General features: G+C 71.8%; 14 protein-coding genes. 9 read left to right on the forward strand and 5 right to left on the reverse strand.

Going from position 1 to position 15544, the window contains the following annotated elements:
* Positions 1-102: 102 nt before the first annotated feature.
* Together ABGA98_RS34250 and ABGA98_RS34255 are read left to right on the forward strand one after the other, a co-directional pair.
* Positions 103-1053: an AraC family transcriptional regulator gene (locus ABGA98_RS34250; protein ID WP_347622569.1), complete on the forward strand. Its 951-nt coding sequence runs from the start codon at positions 103-105 to the stop codon at positions 1051-1053.
* A gap of 352 nt (positions 1054-1405) precedes the next feature.
* The gene (locus ABGA98_RS34255) at positions 1406-1552 is read left to right on the forward strand and encodes a hypothetical protein (protein WP_347622570.1); all 147 of its coding nucleotides are present in this window, start codon (positions 1406-1408) and stop codon (positions 1550-1552) included.
* 144 nt (positions 1553-1696) lie between these two features.
* On the opposite strand, the gene ABGA98_RS34260 is transcribed toward ABGA98_RS34255, so the two are convergent.
* Entirely contained in the window at positions 1697-1924 is a 228-nt protein-coding gene (locus ABGA98_RS34260) for a hypothetical protein (RefSeq protein WP_347622571.1), read from the reverse strand.
* 230 nt (positions 1925-2154) lie between these two features.
* The gene (locus tag ABGA98_RS34265) at positions 2155-2565 is read right to left on the reverse strand and encodes a RidA family protein (RefSeq protein ID WP_347622572.1); all 411 of its coding nucleotides are present in this window, start codon (positions 2563-2565) and stop codon (positions 2155-2157) included.
* Between the two features lie 116 nt (positions 2566-2681).
* Here ABGA98_RS34265 and ABGA98_RS34270 point away from each other — a divergent pair, with 116 nt between their 5' ends.
* The 3 genes from ABGA98_RS34270 to ABGA98_RS34280 all read left to right on the forward strand — a co-directional run bounded on the left by ABGA98_RS34270 (position 2682) and on the right by ABGA98_RS34280 (position 4527).
* Positions 2682-3128, forward strand: coding sequence for a DUF4383 domain-containing protein (locus tag ABGA98_RS34270; protein WP_347622573.1), 447 nt, complete (start codon positions 2682-2684; stop codon positions 3126-3128).
* Between the two features lie 204 nt (positions 3129-3332).
* Entirely contained in the window at positions 3333-3758 is a 426-nt protein-coding gene (locus ABGA98_RS34275; RefSeq protein WP_347622574.1) for a hypothetical protein, read from the forward strand.
* A gap of 94 nt (positions 3759-3852) precedes the next feature.
* Positions 3853-4527 (forward strand): helix-turn-helix domain-containing protein, encoded by a 675-nt coding sequence (locus ABGA98_RS34280; protein ID WP_347622575.1) that lies wholly within the window; start codon positions 3853-3855, stop codon positions 4525-4527.
* Between the two features lie 10 nt (positions 4528-4537).
* On the opposite strand, the gene ctaD is transcribed toward ABGA98_RS34280, so the two are convergent.
* Positions 4538-6235 carry a cytochrome c oxidase subunit I gene (gene ctaD, locus ABGA98_RS34285; protein ID WP_347622576.1) on the reverse strand — a complete coding sequence of 566 codons (1698 nt, stop codon included), beginning with the start codon at positions 6233-6235 and terminating at the stop codon, positions 4538-4540.
* Positions 6236-6421: 186 nt separating this feature from the next.
* A complete protein-coding gene (locus ABGA98_RS34290; RefSeq protein ID WP_347622577.1) occupies positions 6422-8503 on the reverse strand; it encodes a SpoIIE family protein phosphatase in 2082 nt (693 codons plus the stop codon).
* Positions 8504-8652: 149 nt separating this feature from the next.
* On the opposite strand from ABGA98_RS34290, the gene ABGA98_RS34295 reads away from it, so the two are divergent.
* Positions 8653-11868 carry a BTAD domain-containing putative transcriptional regulator gene (locus ABGA98_RS34295; RefSeq protein ID WP_347622578.1) on the forward strand — a complete coding sequence of 1072 codons (3216 nt, stop codon included), beginning with the start codon at positions 8653-8655 and terminating at the stop codon, positions 11866-11868.
* 17 nt (positions 11869-11885) lie between these two features.
* Here ABGA98_RS34295 and ABGA98_RS34300 read toward each other — a convergent pair whose 3' ends face one another.
* Positions 11886-12848 (reverse strand): phosphotransferase, encoded by a 963-nt coding sequence (locus ABGA98_RS34300; protein ID WP_347622579.1) that lies wholly within the window; start codon positions 12846-12848, stop codon positions 11886-11888.
* A 186-nt stretch (positions 12849-13034) separates the two neighbouring features.
* Here ABGA98_RS34300 and ABGA98_RS34305 point away from each other — a divergent pair, with 186 nt between their 5' ends.
* Genes ABGA98_RS34305 through ABGA98_RS34315 form a run of 3 tightly spaced genes read left to right on the forward strand, consistent with a single transcriptional unit; the run spans position 13035 to position 15517 of the window.
* Positions 13035-14276: a Tm-1-like ATP-binding domain-containing protein gene (locus tag ABGA98_RS34305; RefSeq protein WP_347622580.1), complete on the forward strand. Its 1242-nt coding sequence runs from the start codon at positions 13035-13037 to the stop codon at positions 14274-14276.
* On the forward strand, positions 14273-15094 hold the full coding sequence (locus tag ABGA98_RS34310) for a phosphoenolpyruvate hydrolase family protein (RefSeq protein WP_347622581.1): 822 nt from the start codon (positions 14273-14275) through the stop codon (positions 15092-15094). Before ABGA98_RS34305 ends, ABGA98_RS34310 begins: the two co-directional genes overlap by 4 nt.
* A gap of 15 nt (positions 15095-15109) precedes the next feature.
* Positions 15110-15517: a cupin domain-containing protein gene (locus tag ABGA98_RS34315; RefSeq protein WP_347622582.1), complete on the forward strand. Its 408-nt coding sequence runs from the start codon at positions 15110-15112 to the stop codon at positions 15515-15517.
* Positions 15518-15544: the final 27 nt, after the last annotated feature.

The raw sequence follows: 15544 nt of genomic DNA on the forward strand, positions 1-15544 counted from the left end.
TCGTCGACCCTCGACGCGGCGCAAGCCCGAGAACCACAGTGCAACTTTGGTTCTGGACTTTGAATACTTGTCCGTCCACATTTCTTGCGCAAGAGTGCCAGCATGGTGGCGGATCAGTTGTCCCGGGCGTTCGAGCTTGTCGAGATCCGTGGCGTGGTCGCAGGTGGGTTCGCGGCAAGCGGTCGATGGGTCGCCCGTTCACCGTGCGTCGACTCCTTGAAGCTCATCGCTATGGTGTCCGGCCACGGTCGGCTGATCACTGACGGGATAGAGACAGCGCTTGACCTTGCCCCGGGTGACGTTGCGATCCTCAACAACCGGTCGTGGCTCGAGCACGAGAGTCGCGACGCGGGTACCGGACCGCGTCAGGAGCTCGGACCCGAGGAAAACTTCACCGGGCTGAGTACAGCGGACCGCAGCGTCCACGACGTAGTCATCGGCACTGCCGTGGACGTCAACCCCGCTGGCCGCGAGCTCTTGCAGCGGGCACTTCCGCCCGTGGCCCACGTCCAGGCTGCGGCGGCGGCCGCGACCAACCTGCGCAGCCTGCTCGACCAGCTCTTCGACGAGGTCACCCGAAGCCGCGCCGGGTCCGAGTTCGCGATCCGGCAGTACGGTCAGCTTCTCCTGCTGGAGGTACTACGGGCGTACCTCGACCAGGCCGAGGTCCCGCCGGGGTGGCTGCGGGTCCTGACCGACGAACGGCTGCGGCCCGCGACCACCCTGATGCACGCCGAACCGGGCAGGCCCTGGGGCCTGGAGGAGCTCGCGGTCGCAGCGGCGATGTCCCGCTCCTCCTTCGCCCGGCATTTCCGCGCCGTGGCGGGCATGCCACCGCTGACGTATCTGAGCCGCTACCGCATGCTGCTGGCACAGCGCGCGCTGCGCGACGGCGGCACCCGCGTGGCCGAGCTGGCGGCCGACCTGGGCTACGCGTCGGAGGCCGCGTTCAGCACAGCATTCAAACGGGAGGTCGGCTGCTCACCCCTGCGGTACCGGCAAGCGGTGCGCAATGGGCCCCCGGCAATCGGCACAGGGACCGCGAGCGAGTAACGGTCACATCTCGGCGTTACGGATCATCAGGGCGATCTGCACGCGGTTCTCCACCGCCAGCTTGGTGAACAGGCTGCCGGTGTGCGCCTTACAGTCGCGATGCTGATGTGCAGCAGGTCCGCGATCTGCACGTTGCCCAGCCCGTCCGCGATCGCCTCCGCGGTGTCGAGCTCACGTTGGGTTAGCACGGAGAGTCGTCGCCGCGCGTGGTCGCGGGAGGAGCGTCAGGCCTCGGCGGACCGTGGCCCGGTCGCTGCGGGGCGATCACCCGTGCCGTGACTGCCGGAGACAGGGCGGGATTCGGCCTGCCGTTAAGGATCTTGGCACCTGGTACACCCATGAGGGTTTGCGCATGCACCACGGCCCGGGCATCGCCGCTCGCCGCGAGCGCCGGTCGCAGGGCGGTCAGCAGCTCGGCCATGCCCAGCTGATTGATCTGCGCGATCTTCCGTGGTCGGTCTGGATGTCGTCCTTGGACGATCTGTGGGAACCGACGTAGGTCGTTCCTTTAGTTCTGCGGAAGCACGGCCGCCGCGATGATGACGTTGTTCACGATGGTCGCGGTGACGGTGCGCGCAACCGCTTCGGCGGCGGCTCCGGCTCCCCAGTTGCCTACCAGGGACGAGCCCCGCTGACCAGTACTTCAGTGCTTAGCGGGAATTTCCGGCCGGATATGACCAGGACCCCCTGCCGCGCCCTCCACCCGGCCGGTGAACGCCGAGATGATCGAGATGAGCCCGATCACTCCCGCGACGGAGCCGCCGATCAGCGCCCTGACCTTGGCGTCCCCGCCGACGTCGATCACGACGGGGGGCGGTGCGAAGTCGGGTTGCTGCGGGGGGAGCGGTGGTTGGTGAGGGCCGTACGTCATGAACGTGCACGTTAGTGGGGAAAGATGCCTCTCCCTGCATATTTTGGTGTTTTGCGAAGTGCCAGGTCTCGTGCCGTCCTGATCACAGGATGAGGTTGATGACGATCGTCAGCAGGATCGACAACACGATCGAGATCGCGATCATGGTCAGGCATCCGGCCCATCCCCCGAGGGGCCGGACGTCCCGGTTTCCCAGGCGCATGACCGGCGGCTACCCGCCCCAGGCCAGGCTAAGCGTCAGCGATCACGGCGACCGCCTCGACCTCGACGAGCTGGTGGTCGTAGCCCAGCACGGTGACGCCCAGCAGGGTGCTGGGCACGTCGTGCGTCCCCATGTAGTCCCGGTAGACCTGCCAGGCCGTCACCAGGTCGGCCTGGTCGGAGGAGGCGACGTAGACCGTGGTCTTGACGATGTCCGTCAGCGCGGCCCCCGCGCCGTCGAGCGCCGTGACGAGGTTGCGCATCACCTGGTGAGCCTGCTCCGCGTAGTCGCCCGGCGCCACCGTCGCGCCCTTGGCGTCGAGCGGGCACGCGCCCGCCACCCAGATGGTGCGCAGCGGCGCGTCCACAACCGAGGCGTAGGCGTATTCGACGTCCTGCGCCAACCGGTCGTTGCGGATCAGTCTGACACCCGTGCTCATGGCTCTCCAACGCTTGTGGTCTCGTGCACCGCCACACGATACGCGAGCCCAGGTGGGTGCGACTCATCCGCCCGCGGGAGGGTAGCGGGAAGCGGTCAACGTCAAGGAGGCTCACGATGAGTACTTCGCACAAGCCGGCGACGCGCTCGCCCGTGCAACTCGCCGCGCTGGTCGTCGGCCTGGTGTTCCTGCTCGTCGGAGTGCTCGGCTTCATCCCGGGCATCACGACCAACTACGGGGATCTCCAGTTCGCCGGCCACCGATCCGAGGCGATGCTGCTCGGCATCTTCCAGGTGTCGATCCTGCACAACATCGTGCACCTGCTCTTCGGCGTCGCCGGTGTCACGCTGGCCCGCTCGTGGCCGGGCGCGCGCGCCTACCTGATCGTCGGCGGGATCATCTACCTGGTGCTCTGGCTGTACGGGTTGCTCATCGACCAGGACAGCGCGGCCAACTTCGTTCCGCTCAACACCGCCGACAACTGGCTCCACCTGGTCCTCGGCGTCGGCATGATCGCGCTGGGGGTGCTGCTGACCCGCGGTCGCGCGGCGGTCTCGCGCTGACCGCCGGCGGTCTATGGGGCGAGGGCCGAGCGACATACCTACGCACCCGTATATAGGTATCTATACGGGGATTTCTCACGTCCTCCTCCCCGGTGAGCGGGAGGCATGCTTGTCATGCGCTCACCAGGGGGAGGGGCCATGCCGCGAGTCACCGAACAGCCGCAGAACATTCTGCGAGCCACTGAACAGCCGCAGAACGCCCGCATGAGTCTGGATGTCCTGTCGGGGAACCGATTTCTGGCGTGGCGGGACAATGTGGCCCTGTGGGTCGGATGGGGCGTTGACGAGCCGGCGGTGTCCTGGGAGTTGTCGGCGACGCCGTCGGCGGTGCCGAGCGCCCGGCGGATGGTCGCGACCCGGCTGCGGGCGTGGGGGCTGCGGGACCGGGCCGAGGCCGCCGGGACACTGGTCGGCATGCTGGTCGACGAGGCGCTGCGGCACGCCGCCGGCAAGATCGTGATCAGCTTGTCCGCCGAGGACGGGTGGTGCAGGTGCGAGGTCGGGCAGTGCCCCGGTCCGGCTCGCCGGGCGCGGAAGCTGCTCGACCGCCTGGCCTGCTGCTGGGGTGTCTCCAGGACGGCGGGCGAGGAGGCCGTCTGGTTCGAGCTTCCCGAAGCCGGGCGTTCCTGACCCCCTCCGCACCTGGGCCGGGGCCGGCCTGACCGGTCCCGGCCCTCGTGTCCGCCGCGCGGCGTCGCCCGCCGGACCGCCTACCATCGGCGGTGTGAGCACCACGACGGGCAGGCCGCGCCGCGCGGGACGGCCGCGCAAGGAAGACGCCAAGGACACGCGCGCCGTGCTGCTGGAGGCCGCCCTCGACCTGTTCGTCGAGAAGGGCTACGCCGCAACGTCCGTCCGCATGATCGCCCGAGCCGCCGGGCTCAGCGACGCCGGCCTGTACGGCCACTTCGCCGGCAAGCGCGCGATCTACGACGAGCTGCTGGCCTCGGCCGGCCCCGGCGCGGTGGGGCAGGTGATCGCGGAGCTGTTTCCCGGCCCCGAGGCGACGCCGGACGACCCCGAGGCGTTCCTGCGCGGGTGCGTCGCCCGCGTGATCGAGTTCTTCGAGCAGCCGGCCGCGCGCAAGTTCAGCCGGCTCCTGCTGCGCGAGGAGATCGCCGACAACCCCGGCGTCGTCAACGAGATGATCTCCCAGGGCACGCGGACGCTCGGCCCGATCTTCTCCCGGTGGGCCGAGCGCGGCCTGCTGTCGCCGCGCGTGCGCGCGCGGCTGCTCGCCGGCGAGCTGGACGGCGGCGAGCTGGCCTGGGAACTTCTGGCGCCGCTGGTGTTCATCCGGCTCACCTACCTGCACGGCCCCGACGACCTGCACGACGAGGGCAGGCGGCGGGCCGCCTCACACCTGGAGCTCTTCCTCGACGCGGCCGTCCGCCGCTAGACGCCGTCGCTCAGGTCTCGCGCTTCGCCTGCTCGATCTCCGCGTCGTACTGGGGGTGCCACATGTGCGGATAGTGCAGGTCGAACGCCGGCCGTTCCGAACGGATGCGGGGCATGGACGTGAAGTTGTGGCGCGGCGGCGGGCAGGACGTCGCCCATTCCAGCGAGTTGCCGAACCCCCACGGGTCGTCGACGGTGACGCGCGGGGCGCGGCGGGCCGTACGCCAGATGTTGTACAGGAACGGCAGCGTCGACAGGCCGAGGATGAAGGCGCCGATCGAGGAGATCAGGTGCAGGTCCGTGAACCCGTCGACGGCGCTGTAGTCGGCGTAGCGCCGCGGCATCCCGGCCACGCCCAGCCAGTGCTGCACGAGGAACGTCGTGTGGAAGCCGATGAACAGCAGCCAGAAGTGCCAGACGCCGAGCCGGTTGTCGAGCATCTTGCCGGTCATCTTCGGCCACCAGAAGTAGAACCCGGCGAACATGGCGAACACCACCGTGCCGAACACCACGTAGTGGAAGTGCGCGACGACGAAGTAGGTGTCGGTGACGTGGAAGTCGAGCGGCGGCGAGCCGAGGATGACGCCGGTCAGGCCGCCCAGGAGGAACGTCACCAGGAAGCCGACCGAGAACAACATCGGCGACTCGAAGCTCAGGTGCCCGCGCCACATGGTGCCGATCCAGTTGAAGAACTTCACGCCCGTCGGCACCGCGATGAGGAACGTCATGAACGAGAAGAACGGCAGCAGCACCTGCCCCGTGCCGAACATGTGGTGCGCCCACACGGTCATCGACAACCCCGAGATCGCGATGGTGGCGCCCACGAGCCCGATGTAGCCGAAGATGGGCTTGCGGCTGAAGACCGGGATGACCTCGGTGATGATGCCGAAGAACGGCAGCGCGACGATGTAGACCTCGGGATGGCCGAAGAACCAGAACAGGTGCTGCCAGAGCATCGGCCCCCCGTTCTCGGCCAGGTAGACCTGGGTGCCGAGCTTGCGGTCGGCCTCCAGCACCAGCAGCGCGGCGGCCAGCACCGGGAACGCCATCAGCACGAGCATGCTGGTCAGCAGCACGTTCCAGGTGAAGATCGGCATGCGGAACATGGTCATGCCGGGAGCGCGCATGCAGATGATCGTGGTGATGAAGTTGACCGAGCCGAGGATGGTCCCCAGACCTGCCAACGACAGCCCCATGATCCACAGGTCGCCGCCCGTGATGGGGCTGTAGACCACGTCCGACAGCGGGGTGTAGGCGAACCAGCCGAAGTCGGCCGCCCCGTCGGCGGTGAAGAACCCGCTCACCACGATCAGCCCGCCGAACAGGAACAACCAGAAGCTGACCGCGTTCAGCCGCGGGAAGGCGACGTCGGGCGCTCCGATCTGCAGCGGCATGATGACGTTCGCGAACCCGGCGAACAGCGGGGTCGCGAAGAGCAGCATCATGAGCGTGCCGTGCATGGTGAACAGCTGGTTGTACTGCTGCGAGTTGACGAGCTGCAGGCCCGGCTGGACCAGCTCGCCCCGGATGACCAGCGCCATCAGACCGGCGAGGAGGAAGAAGGCGAATGACGCGATCAGGTACATGTAGCCGATCACCTTGTGATCGGTCGAGGCCAGCCAGGCCGCGATGAGCCTGCCCTTGCGGCGGAGCCGTGGCGGCTCCGCCGTCGAGGCGATCGGCTCGTCCCGGGGCTTGAAGGTGGTCATGTACGGTCTCCGTCTTTCCAGCTCAACGGGTATCGGCTGACCAGGGCCCCTGTACGAGCGTGCCGCCGGCCACCTGCCCGACCAGCGTTCGCTACCCGGGCGCTCCCGCCCGAACCACCGCCATACCGGGGGGCGACTGATCCGTTACGCCCCCATGGGAGTCGTCCGTCCGTCAGGACGACCGCTTCACCGGTCCTCGACCAGCGCCCGGCCTTTCACCTCGTGCCGGGCGGCCGGCTCCGGGAGCCGCAGCGCGATCATGGCCACGTCGTCGTCGGCCGACAGCGGCAGAGCGCTGAGCAACTCGTCGCAGAACCGGTCGAGAGGCTGGCGCGCGAGCGCGCACGCGTGCCTGCGCAGCCGCTCCAGGCCCTCGTCGAGGTGCTCGTCGTGCCGTTCCACGAGGCCGTCGGTGTAGAGCAGCAACGTGCTCAGCGGGGGCAGCGGCTCGCGCGCGGACACGCACCGGGCGTCGTACGGGATGCCGAGCAGCGGGTTGGCGCCGTCCTCGAGGAAACGGCCCGCGCCCTCGCCGGTGATCAGCAGCGGCGGCGGGTGGCCGGCCACCGCGTAGTTCAGCCGGTGACCGCCTTCGCCCTTCTCGACCCTGGCCAGCACGCAGGTCGCGGTCTCCTCGCAGTAGAGGGTCTTCATCGCGATGTTCAGCCGGGCGAGGATCTCCCCGGGAGGTTCCTGCCGGTCCACGACCAGCCCTCTGAGCATGTTGCGCAGCTGGCCCATGGCGACCGCGGCGCGCAGGTCGTGCCCCGCAACGTCGCCGATGGCCAGCACGGTGGCGCCGTCGGGCAGCACGAACGAGTCGTACCAGTCACCGCCCACGTCGGCGGCGGCGGGGCTGGCGCGGTAGCGTGCGGCGATCTGCATGCCGGCCACCCGCGGCGGTTGCGCCAGCAGGCTGTGCTGCAGGGCCACCGCGACCTTGTGCGTGCGCTGGAACCGCATCGCGCTGCTCAGGTTGTCATGAGCCTGCTCGATCATCTCGCGTAGCAGGGCGACGGTGCTCTGGCCGATCGGCGCGCGGTCACCGCAGGCGGCCGCCGTGACCACCGCCGCGAGCGTGCCGTCGACCACGACGGGCAGGAGCGCGATGCTGTTGGCCCCGGTGGCCTCCAGCCACGTGCGCGTGCCCGCCGGCACGAGATCCCCCAGTGGCGACCCGGGGGCGAACGTCGTGCGGAACGGCCTTCGCCGGCGTACCACGGCGGCGAACCCGCTGTCCGCGGCCAGGCGTTCCTCGCTGAACGGCGGGAGCCTGGGCAGCCCGGCGCGGGCGGCGGTGGCGATGCGCTCGGCCACGAAGTCGCCGCCTCTCGCCAGCCCGTCGGCGAGGTCGATCACCAGGTGCACGCCGCATCCGTCGGCCAGGTCGGGCACGATGGCGTTCGCCAGCGCGCCGAGCATGCCCTCCAGGCTCGTCCGGTCGGCCGTCGCCGCGGCGGCCGAGTCGAGCAGCCGCTGGCGCCGCTGCTCCTGCCACTGCTGCTCGATGTCGGTGCAGGTGCCGACCCACTCCACGAGACGGCCGTTCTCCTGGATCGGCACGGCGCGCACCTGGAAATGCCGGTACGTGCCGTCGACCGTGCGGAGCCGGTAGACGTGCTCCCACACCTCGGAGACCTCCTTGACCGCGCGGGTCCACGACGCCTGCGTGGCGGCGCGGTCGTCCGGGTGGACGGCGTTCATCCAGCCGTCGTCGCGGAAGTCGTCCCATGACTGGCCGGTCATCCGCTCCCATCCCAGGCTCGGCTCGATCACCAGGCCGCCGGGATCGGCCACCCAGACGATCTGCGCGCTGACCCGGACCAGGCTCTGGTAACGCCGCAGGATGCGGCGGCGCTCGTCGGCCACCGCCTGGAGCCGCTGCGCCACGGTGGCCGGATCGGTGACGTCCAGGAAGACCGCGAGGACGCCGTACGTGCCGTCGTCGAAGGAGACCCGCGAGAGGCTGAAGGTGAAGAAACGTTCACGGTCCTCGGGAGCCTCGCCACCGGGGGCGTCGGTGCGGACCACCGGCGTGCCCGTCCTGAGCACCTGGTCGAAGATGGGGACGTAGTCTTCCTGGGGCACCTGGGGAAAGACGACCTTGAGCGGGGACCCGATCGGCCGCTCTCCGAACAGGGACCGGTACGTCTCGTTCGTGTACAGCAGCCGGTGGTCGGGCCCGCGGGTCACCGCGACCCCCACGGGCGCCGGCTCCAGCACCTCGAAGGTCAGAGCACTCACCCGCTGGCCGTAGACACCATCCATTGCGACTTATCCCCCGATGACGCCGTTCACGGTGGTTCGCGAGCCCGCCAGACTCCTACCCTTTCCTGACGCGGCGGGAACACGGCAGGTCACGGCTCCGGCCCGCGCGACGCCTCAGGACTTCCGGGACCGGCGATAGCATGTCGGGGATGGCGCGGCATGAGGTGGCGTTCAAGATTCTGGGTCCTCTCGAGGCCGTGGCCGGCGGGCGGCCGGTGCGGTTGCGGGGGCAACGGGCCAGGGCGGTGCTGGCGATGCTCCTGGTGGCCGAGGGGCAGATCGTGAGCACCGACCGGCTGGCCACGGCGTGGGGCGATGACCCGCCGGCGTCGGTGCGCAACCAGGTGACGATCGCCGTGGCCGTGCTGCGCCGGGCGCTGCGGGAGGCCGACGCCGATCCCGGTGTCATCGCGACGGAGAGCTCGGGCTACCGCCTGCGCGCCCCCGCGACCGACGCGGCGGTCGCGGAGAGCAGGATCGCGGAGGGGCGACGCGCCGCCGAGGAAGGGCGGGAGGCTGAGGCGAGCACGCTGTTCGGCGAGGCACTGGCCCTGTGGCGCGGCCCCGTCCTGACCGAGATGGAGACGGAGGAGGTCCGCGCCGCCGCAGCCCGGTGGGAGGAGATGCGGCTGGCCGTCGCCGAGGAGCGGGCCGAGCTGGAGCTGCGGCTCGGCCGGCACAGCGAGCTGGCGGCCGAGCTCGAGGCGCTGCTGGCCGAGCATCCGCTGCGCGAGCGCCTGCGCGGCCTGCTCATGCTGGCGCTCTACCGGTCGGGACGGCGGGCCGGCGCGTTGGAGGCCTACCGCATGGGGCGGCGGCTGCTGGCCGACGAGCTCGGGCTCGACCCCGGGCCGGAGCTGCGCCGGCTGGAGGCGGCCATCCTGGCCGACGACCCCGAGCTCCGCGCGCCGCCGCGTCCCGCGCGGCAAGCGGGCGCGCCGGTGCTGCTGGTCCCCGCGGAGCTGCCCGCGGGCTCGGGCGGGTTCGTGGGCCGCGACGGCGAGCTCGCCGTGCTGGCGGAGTGCCTGACGGCGGAGACGGCGCCCGCGGTCGTGGCCATCGCCGGCACCGCGGGCGTGGGCAAGACCAGCCTCGCCGTGCACTTCGGCCACCGGCACGCCGCCTCGTTCCCCGACGGGCAGCTGTACGTCAACCTGCGCGGCCACTCCCAGGGCCCGGAGATGGCGCCGGTCGAGGCGCTCATCCGGATGCTCGGCTCGCTGGGCGTGCCGGCCGAGCAGATCCCGCCGGACGAGGAGGCCGCCGCCGGACTCTACCGGTCGTGCCTGGCGGGCAGGCGCGTGCTCGTGCTCCTCGACAACGCCCTGACCGCGGAGCAGGTACGCCCCCTGCTGCCCGCCGCGCCCGGCTGCCTGGCGCTGGTCACGAGCCGCAGCCGGCTGGCCGGGCTCGTCGCCAGCCACGGCGCCCGGCAGCTCAAACTCGACGTTCTCGGCCATGCCGACGCGCTGGCCCTGCTGGCTTCGGCGGTCGGCCATGACCGCGTGGCCGACGAGCCGGAGGCCGCGGCGGAGCTCGTACGGCTCTGCGCCCACCTTCCGCTGGCCCTGGGAGTGGCCGCCGCCAACATCGCCGTCAACCCGCACCGGTCGATCGCCGGCTACGCGGCGGCGCTGGCCGCCGACCGGCTGGACTCCCTGGAGATCGACGGAGAGTCGGCGGTGCGCGCCGCCTTCGGCCTGTCGTACGCGCGGCTCACCCCCGACGCCCAGCGGCTGTTCCGCCTGCTGGGGCTCGCGCCCGGCCCCGACATCACCGCCGAGGCGGCGGCGGCCCTGGCCGGCTCCGGCACCGAGCAGGCCGCCCGCCTGCTCGACCGGCTCGCCGCCGCGCACCTCATCGACGAGCACCTGCCACGCCGCTACGCCTTCCACGACCTGATGCGCCGGCACGCCAGAAGCCAGGCCGAGCAGGACGACTCGCCCGCCGACCGGCTCGCGGCGGTCGAGCGGCTCTGCTCCTGGTACGTCTCGACGGCGACGCACGTCGCCCGCGTCGCCTACCCGTCACGGACCTGGGCGCCCACCACCTCACCAACAGCGGCGGGGCCCGGCCCCGAACCGGTGAGCCGGCTCGCGGGGTCCGGCCAGGAGCCGGTGAGCCGCTCCGCGGGACCCGGTCCCGAGCCGGTGAGCAGCGCCGGCGCGGTGGCCTGGCTGGACGCCGAGCGCGCCAACCTCGTCGCCGTCGCGGCGCACGCCGCGGACGAGGGGCCACGCCGCTTCGCCTGGCAGATCGCCGAAATCCTGCGCCCGTACTTCGCCTTCGGGGCCGAGCCCGCCGACGCGGAGGCGCTGGCCGAGGCCGCGATGCGGGCCGCCACCGCGGAGAACGAGCCGCTGGGTCAGGTGACGGCCCAGCTCAGCCTGGCCATGACCAGCCGCCTGCGCTCCCGCTACGGCGAGGCCGTGGCGGCTTTCGAGGCGGCCGCCGCGCTGGCCCGGCGGGCCGGCTGGCCGCAGGGCGCGGCCGCGGCGCACAACAACCTGGCCGCCGTTCACCTGGAACGGGGTGCGTTGCGGGAGGCGAAGGGGACCTTGCACGCCGCCCGCGAGATCTACCGCGCCGCCGGGCAGCCCAGACCCCAGGCGGTCGTCGCCTCCAACCTGGGCGCGGTCTGCCTGCAGCTCGGCGCGCTCAATGAGGCGGAGAGGCACATCCGCGACGCCGAGAGGTTGCGCGAGGCGGCCGGCGACGGGCTCAACGGCATCGAGCTCACCAACCTGGCGAGCGTCCGTCGGCTGCTCGGGCACCTCGACGAGGCGCTCCAGCTCGCCGGACTGGGGCTCGAGAGCAACTGCGGGAGCGGCCGCTCCGTGGAGGTGCCCAAGAGCCTCGGCGTCCTGGCGCAGATCCACCGCGACGCGGGCCGCCTCGACCTGGCGCTCGACCACGCGCGGCAGGCCGAGCGCCTGGCCAGGGAGGTCAGGAACGGCTACGCGCTGTGCCTGGTCACCACCATCCTCGGCACGGTGCACACCGCCGCCGGTGATCATGCCGCGGCCGCCGGAGTCCACACCGCCGTGCTGAGCCAGGCGCGTGCCGCCGGCATGGACTACGTGATCGTCAGAACGCTGCTCGGCCTGGGCCGCGCCCACCTCGGTCTCGGCTCCATGGACGCGGCGATGCCGCAGGTCAGCCGGGCCCTCGCCATGGCGCGCGATGCCGGATACCGGGTCGAGGAAGGCAACGCCCTCACCACCATGGCCGAGATCCACCGCGCCCTCGGCGACCTGAGGCGCTCGGCGGAGTGCGCCGGGCAGGCCCTCGCCGTGCACCGCGAGACCGGATTCCGGCTCGGGGAGGAGCGCGCCCTTGCCCTGTGGGACGTCGCGCTCCGGTGACGCCGGGCGCCTGCCCGTCAGCGCAGCGGGAACCGGCCGGGGTCCACCGTGGCGAGGTCGCGCAGGAAGCCGCGCTTGCGGGGGTCGTCCCAGTCGTTCCACTCGGCGGCGTCGATCAGCGTCCACACGCCCCATTCCAGGAGCATGTAGCGCACGGCCACCGGCCACAGCGCCAGTTCGGCCCCGGTGAGCCGGACGTGCCGCCGGTACGCCGAGGAGAAGGCCGACCACTCGCCGCCCGTGAAGAGCCGAGCCGGCGCGGTGGCCATCTCGTTGTGGAACAATAGCGCGGCCAGCGCCAGGTCGAGGATGCGTGGCGCGTACTCGGCGTTGTCGGGGTCGATCAGCACGGGCGCCCCGTCGGCGTAGACCAGATTGTTCGCCTTGTAGTCCATGGACACCGCGGCCCGCGGGAGCCCGCCGTCGCGCACCGGCGGCAGCGTCCGCGCCATGAACGACTCCAGCCACGGCCCGAGGCGGGCCATCACCTCGTCGCACAGGTCGGGCGCGTGCTCGCCCAGCACCCGCCGCAGCCCGGTGACGTCCTCCTCGACCGAGGCGGCGTCGTGATCGGGCCAGCCGAACTCCGGCATGCCGTCGCCGGCCGGCCGGGCGGCGTGGATGCGGCCGAGGAGGTCGCCGGCCGCGGCGATGTCGTCAGGGGAGCCGGTGTACGGGCGGCCGTCGACCCACGGGTAGGCCACCCAGACCCGGTCGCCGACCTGGGCCGGGTTGTCGACGGGCAGGGGGAGCGGGGTGACCACGCCGACGTCCTCCCCGGCGAGCGCCTCCACCCATCGGGCGATCGCGGCCGCGGCCGTCACGGGGCCGGTGGTCCGCTTGATCACGGCCTTCGCGCCGTTCAACCGGACGGGGAAGACAGGGGCGTACGGATAGAAGGAGCGCTCAGGCCTGCCCTCTTCCCCGACGGCGAAGTGCTGGAAGACGTCGGCGAAGTCGGCCGCCCGATCGTAGGCCATGCGCGCTCCTGGGGGTCTGGGCCGGCGGGGTGCCGAATCTATCCGAAGGCCGCGTGCCGCCGACACCGGTTATCGGGCGGGTGCCGGCGGCACGGGCACGGCCCGCCCGCCCTGCCGCCCAGGCGTGGGATGCCGCCGGGGCGGGCAACATCCAGGAGGTCTCCGAACAGAGGGGTGGGGCAGGACATGCCGTCCGTCGTGCTGATCGGCACACTCGACACCAAGGGCGAGGAGTACGCGTGGCTGCGCAACCGGCTCGTGGAGCTGGGCAGCGACGTGGTCGTGGTGGACGCCGGCGTCGGCGTCCCCAGCCAGACGCTGCTCGCCGACGTCTCCAACGAGCAGGTCGCCGAGGCGGGAGGAGGCGACCTGCGGGCGCTGCGCGACGCCGGCGACCGGGGCGCCGCCGTGACCACCATGGGCAAGGGCGCGGCGGAGATCCTGGCCCGGCTGCACGCCGACGGCCGCGCCGACGCCGTGCTGGCGCTGGGCGGCAGCGGCGGCTCGTCGATCGCCGCGCGGGCCGTGCGCGACCTGCCCATCGGCCTGCCCAAGCTGATCGTGTCCACGATGGCGGCAGGAGACGTCTCGCCGTACGTCGGGGCGAAGGACGTCACGATGATGTACAGCGTGGTCGACATCGCGGGCATCAACCGGCTCTCCCGCGCCGTCCTCGGCAACGCCGCCGCCGCGGCCGCGGGGATGGCCCGCTCGCACCAGCTCGCCAGGGCCCAGCTGACCGCGGGCGGATCCGACCGGCCGCTGGTCGGAGCGTCGATGTTCGGGGTGACCACCCCTGCCGTCGACGCCGCGCGCGAGCGGCTGGCCGAGCTCGGCTACGAGGTGCTCGTCTTCCACGCGACCGGCGCGGGCGGGCGGGCGCTCGAAGGGCTCGCGGCGAGCCGGATGCTGGCCGGCGTGCTCGACCTGACCACCACCGAGCTGGCCGACGACCTCGTGGGCGGCGTCCTGTCCGCGGGGCCCGACCGGCTCACCGCGGCCGGCGCGCACGGCGTGCCGCAGGTCGTCGCGCCCGGCGCGCTCGACATGGTCAACTTCGGCCCCCGCGACAGCGTGCCCGCCGAGTTCGAGGAGCGCCTGCTGTACGTGCACAACCCCACCGTGACGCTGATGCGCACCACGGCAGGAGAGATGGCCGAGCTGGGCCGCCGCGTGGCCGCCAAGCTCCGCGACGCGAGCGGGCCCACCGTGCTGTTCGTGCCCCGCCGGGGCGTGTCCGCCCTGGACGCGCCCGGCGGCGCCTTCGCCGACCCGAAGGCCGACGAGGCCTGCTTCGAGGCCATGGCCGAAGGGCTGCGCGGCTCCGGCGTGCCCGTCGAGGAGCTCGACCTGCACGTCAACGACCCCGCCTTCGGCCGCGCCATGGCGGAGCGGCTGCACCACATGATCACTGGAGGTGCCACGTGAACAGGCAGGACGTCCTCGACAGGCTGCGAAGCACGGTCGCGGCCGGGCAGCCGATCGTCGGCGCGGGAGCCGGCACCGGCCTGTCGGCCAAGTGCGCCGAGGCCGGCGGCGTCGACCTGATCATCATCTACAACTCGGGCCGCTACCGCATGGCCGGGCGCGGCTCGCTGGCCGGGCTGCTGCCGTACGGCGACGCCAACCAGATCGTCGTCGAGATGGCCTCCGAAGTGCTGCCGGTCGTGCGTGACACGCCGGTGCTCGCCGGCGTGTGCGGCACCGACCCGTTCCGCGTCATGCCGCTCTTCCTCGACCAGCTCAAGGCGATGGGGTTCGCCGGCGTTCAGAACTTCCCGACCGTGGGCCTGTACGACGGGACCTTCCGCCAGAACCTGGAGGAGACCGGCATGGGCTACGACCTGGAGGTGCAGATGGTGCGCCAGGCCCGCGAACGCGACCTCGTCACCGCCCCCTACGTCTTCGACGAGGCCCAGGCGCGGGCCATGGCCGAGGCGGGCGCCGACGTGCTGGTGCCGCACGTGGGGCTGACCACCAAGGGCAGCATCGGCGCCGGCACCGCGCTGACCCTCGACGAGGCCGCCGAGCGCGTGCAGGCCATGCGCGACGCGGCCGTGGCCGTCCGGCCCGACGTGCTCGTGCTCTGCCACGGCGGCCCGATCGCCGAGCCCGACGACGCCGCGTACGTCCTGTCGCGGACCAAGGGCGTGGTCGGCTTCTTCGGCGCGTCGTCCGTCGAGCGGCTGCCGACCGAGCGCGCCATCACCGAGCAGGTACGGGCCTTCAAGTCACTCACCTTCTGAAAGCGAGGAACCGACATGCACGTCAGCCCCGACAGCGTGCCGACGATGGCCTTCGACTGGGGGTCGATCAAGTGGTTCGTCACCCCGTCGGCCGTCGAGGGGGCGAGCAGCACCCTGGGCGAGGTCATCGTCAACCCGGGCCGCGGGCACGCCCGCCACCACCACCCCGGCGCCGAGGAGATCATCTACGTCATCTCGGGCGAGGGCCGCCAGATGGTGGACGACGGCGCGGAGTTCACCATCAAGGAGGGCGACACGGTGCACATCCCCGCGGGCGTCTACCACTCGACGTACAACACCACCTGGCGGCCGTTGCGGCTGATCGTCACGTACACGCCCGGGGGAGAGGAGAAGGCGCTGGAGGCCGCGCCGGACCTCACGCTGCACGAGCCGGGCGGCGTCGCGGAGTGGCGCCAGGCCTGACCCCGACGGCCGCACGGTGGCCGCTTT

Origin of the sequence: Nonomuraea sp. B1E8, from assembly GCF_039871515.1 — a bacterium.
Lineage (GTDB): Bacteria > Actinomycetota > Actinomycetes > Streptosporangiales > Streptosporangiaceae > Nonomuraea.

What these genes read in the sequence shown, in the direction of transcription:
- ABGA98_RS34250 (WP_347622569.1), top strand. Translation starts at nt 103, where the DNA reads ATGGTGGCGGATCAGTTGTCCCGGGCGTTCGAGCTTGTCGAGATCCGT.
- ABGA98_RS34255 (WP_347622570.1), top strand. Translation starts at nt 1,406, where the DNA reads ATGCACCACGGCCCGGGCATCGCCGCTCGCCGCGAGCGCCGGTCGCAG.
- ABGA98_RS34260 (WP_347622571.1), bottom strand. Translation starts at nt 1,924, where the DNA reads ATGACGTACGGCCCTCACCAACCACCGCTCCCCCCGCAGCAACCCGAC.
- ABGA98_RS34265 (WP_347622572.1), bottom strand. Translation starts at nt 2,565, where the DNA reads ATGAGCACGGGTGTCAGACTGATCCGCAACGACCGGTTGGCGCAGGAC.
- ABGA98_RS34270 (WP_347622573.1), top strand. Translation starts at nt 2,682, where the DNA reads ATGAGTACTTCGCACAAGCCGGCGACGCGCTCGCCCGTGCAACTCGCC.
- ABGA98_RS34275 (WP_347622574.1), top strand. Translation starts at nt 3,333, where the DNA reads ATGAGTCTGGATGTCCTGTCGGGGAACCGATTTCTGGCGTGGCGGGAC.
- ctaD (WP_347622576.1), bottom strand. Translation starts at nt 6,235, where the DNA reads ATGACCACCTTCAAGCCCCGGGACGAGCCGATCGCCTCGACGGCGGAG.
- ABGA98_RS34290 (WP_347622577.1), bottom strand. Translation starts at nt 8,503, where the DNA reads ATGGATGGTGTCTACGGCCAGCGGGTGAGTGCTCTGACCTTCGAGGTG.
- ABGA98_RS34295 (WP_347622578.1), top strand. Translation starts at nt 8,653, where the DNA reads ATGGCGCGGCATGAGGTGGCGTTCAAGATTCTGGGTCCTCTCGAGGCC.
- ABGA98_RS34300 (WP_347622579.1), bottom strand. Translation starts at nt 12,848, where the DNA reads ATGGCCTACGATCGGGCGGCCGACTTCGCCGACGTCTTCCAGCACTTC.
- ABGA98_RS34305 (WP_347622580.1), top strand. Translation starts at nt 13,035, where the DNA reads ATGCCGTCCGTCGTGCTGATCGGCACACTCGACACCAAGGGCGAGGAG.
- ABGA98_RS34315 (WP_347622582.1), top strand. Translation starts at nt 15,110, where the DNA reads ATGCACGTCAGCCCCGACAGCGTGCCGACGATGGCCTTCGACTGGGGG.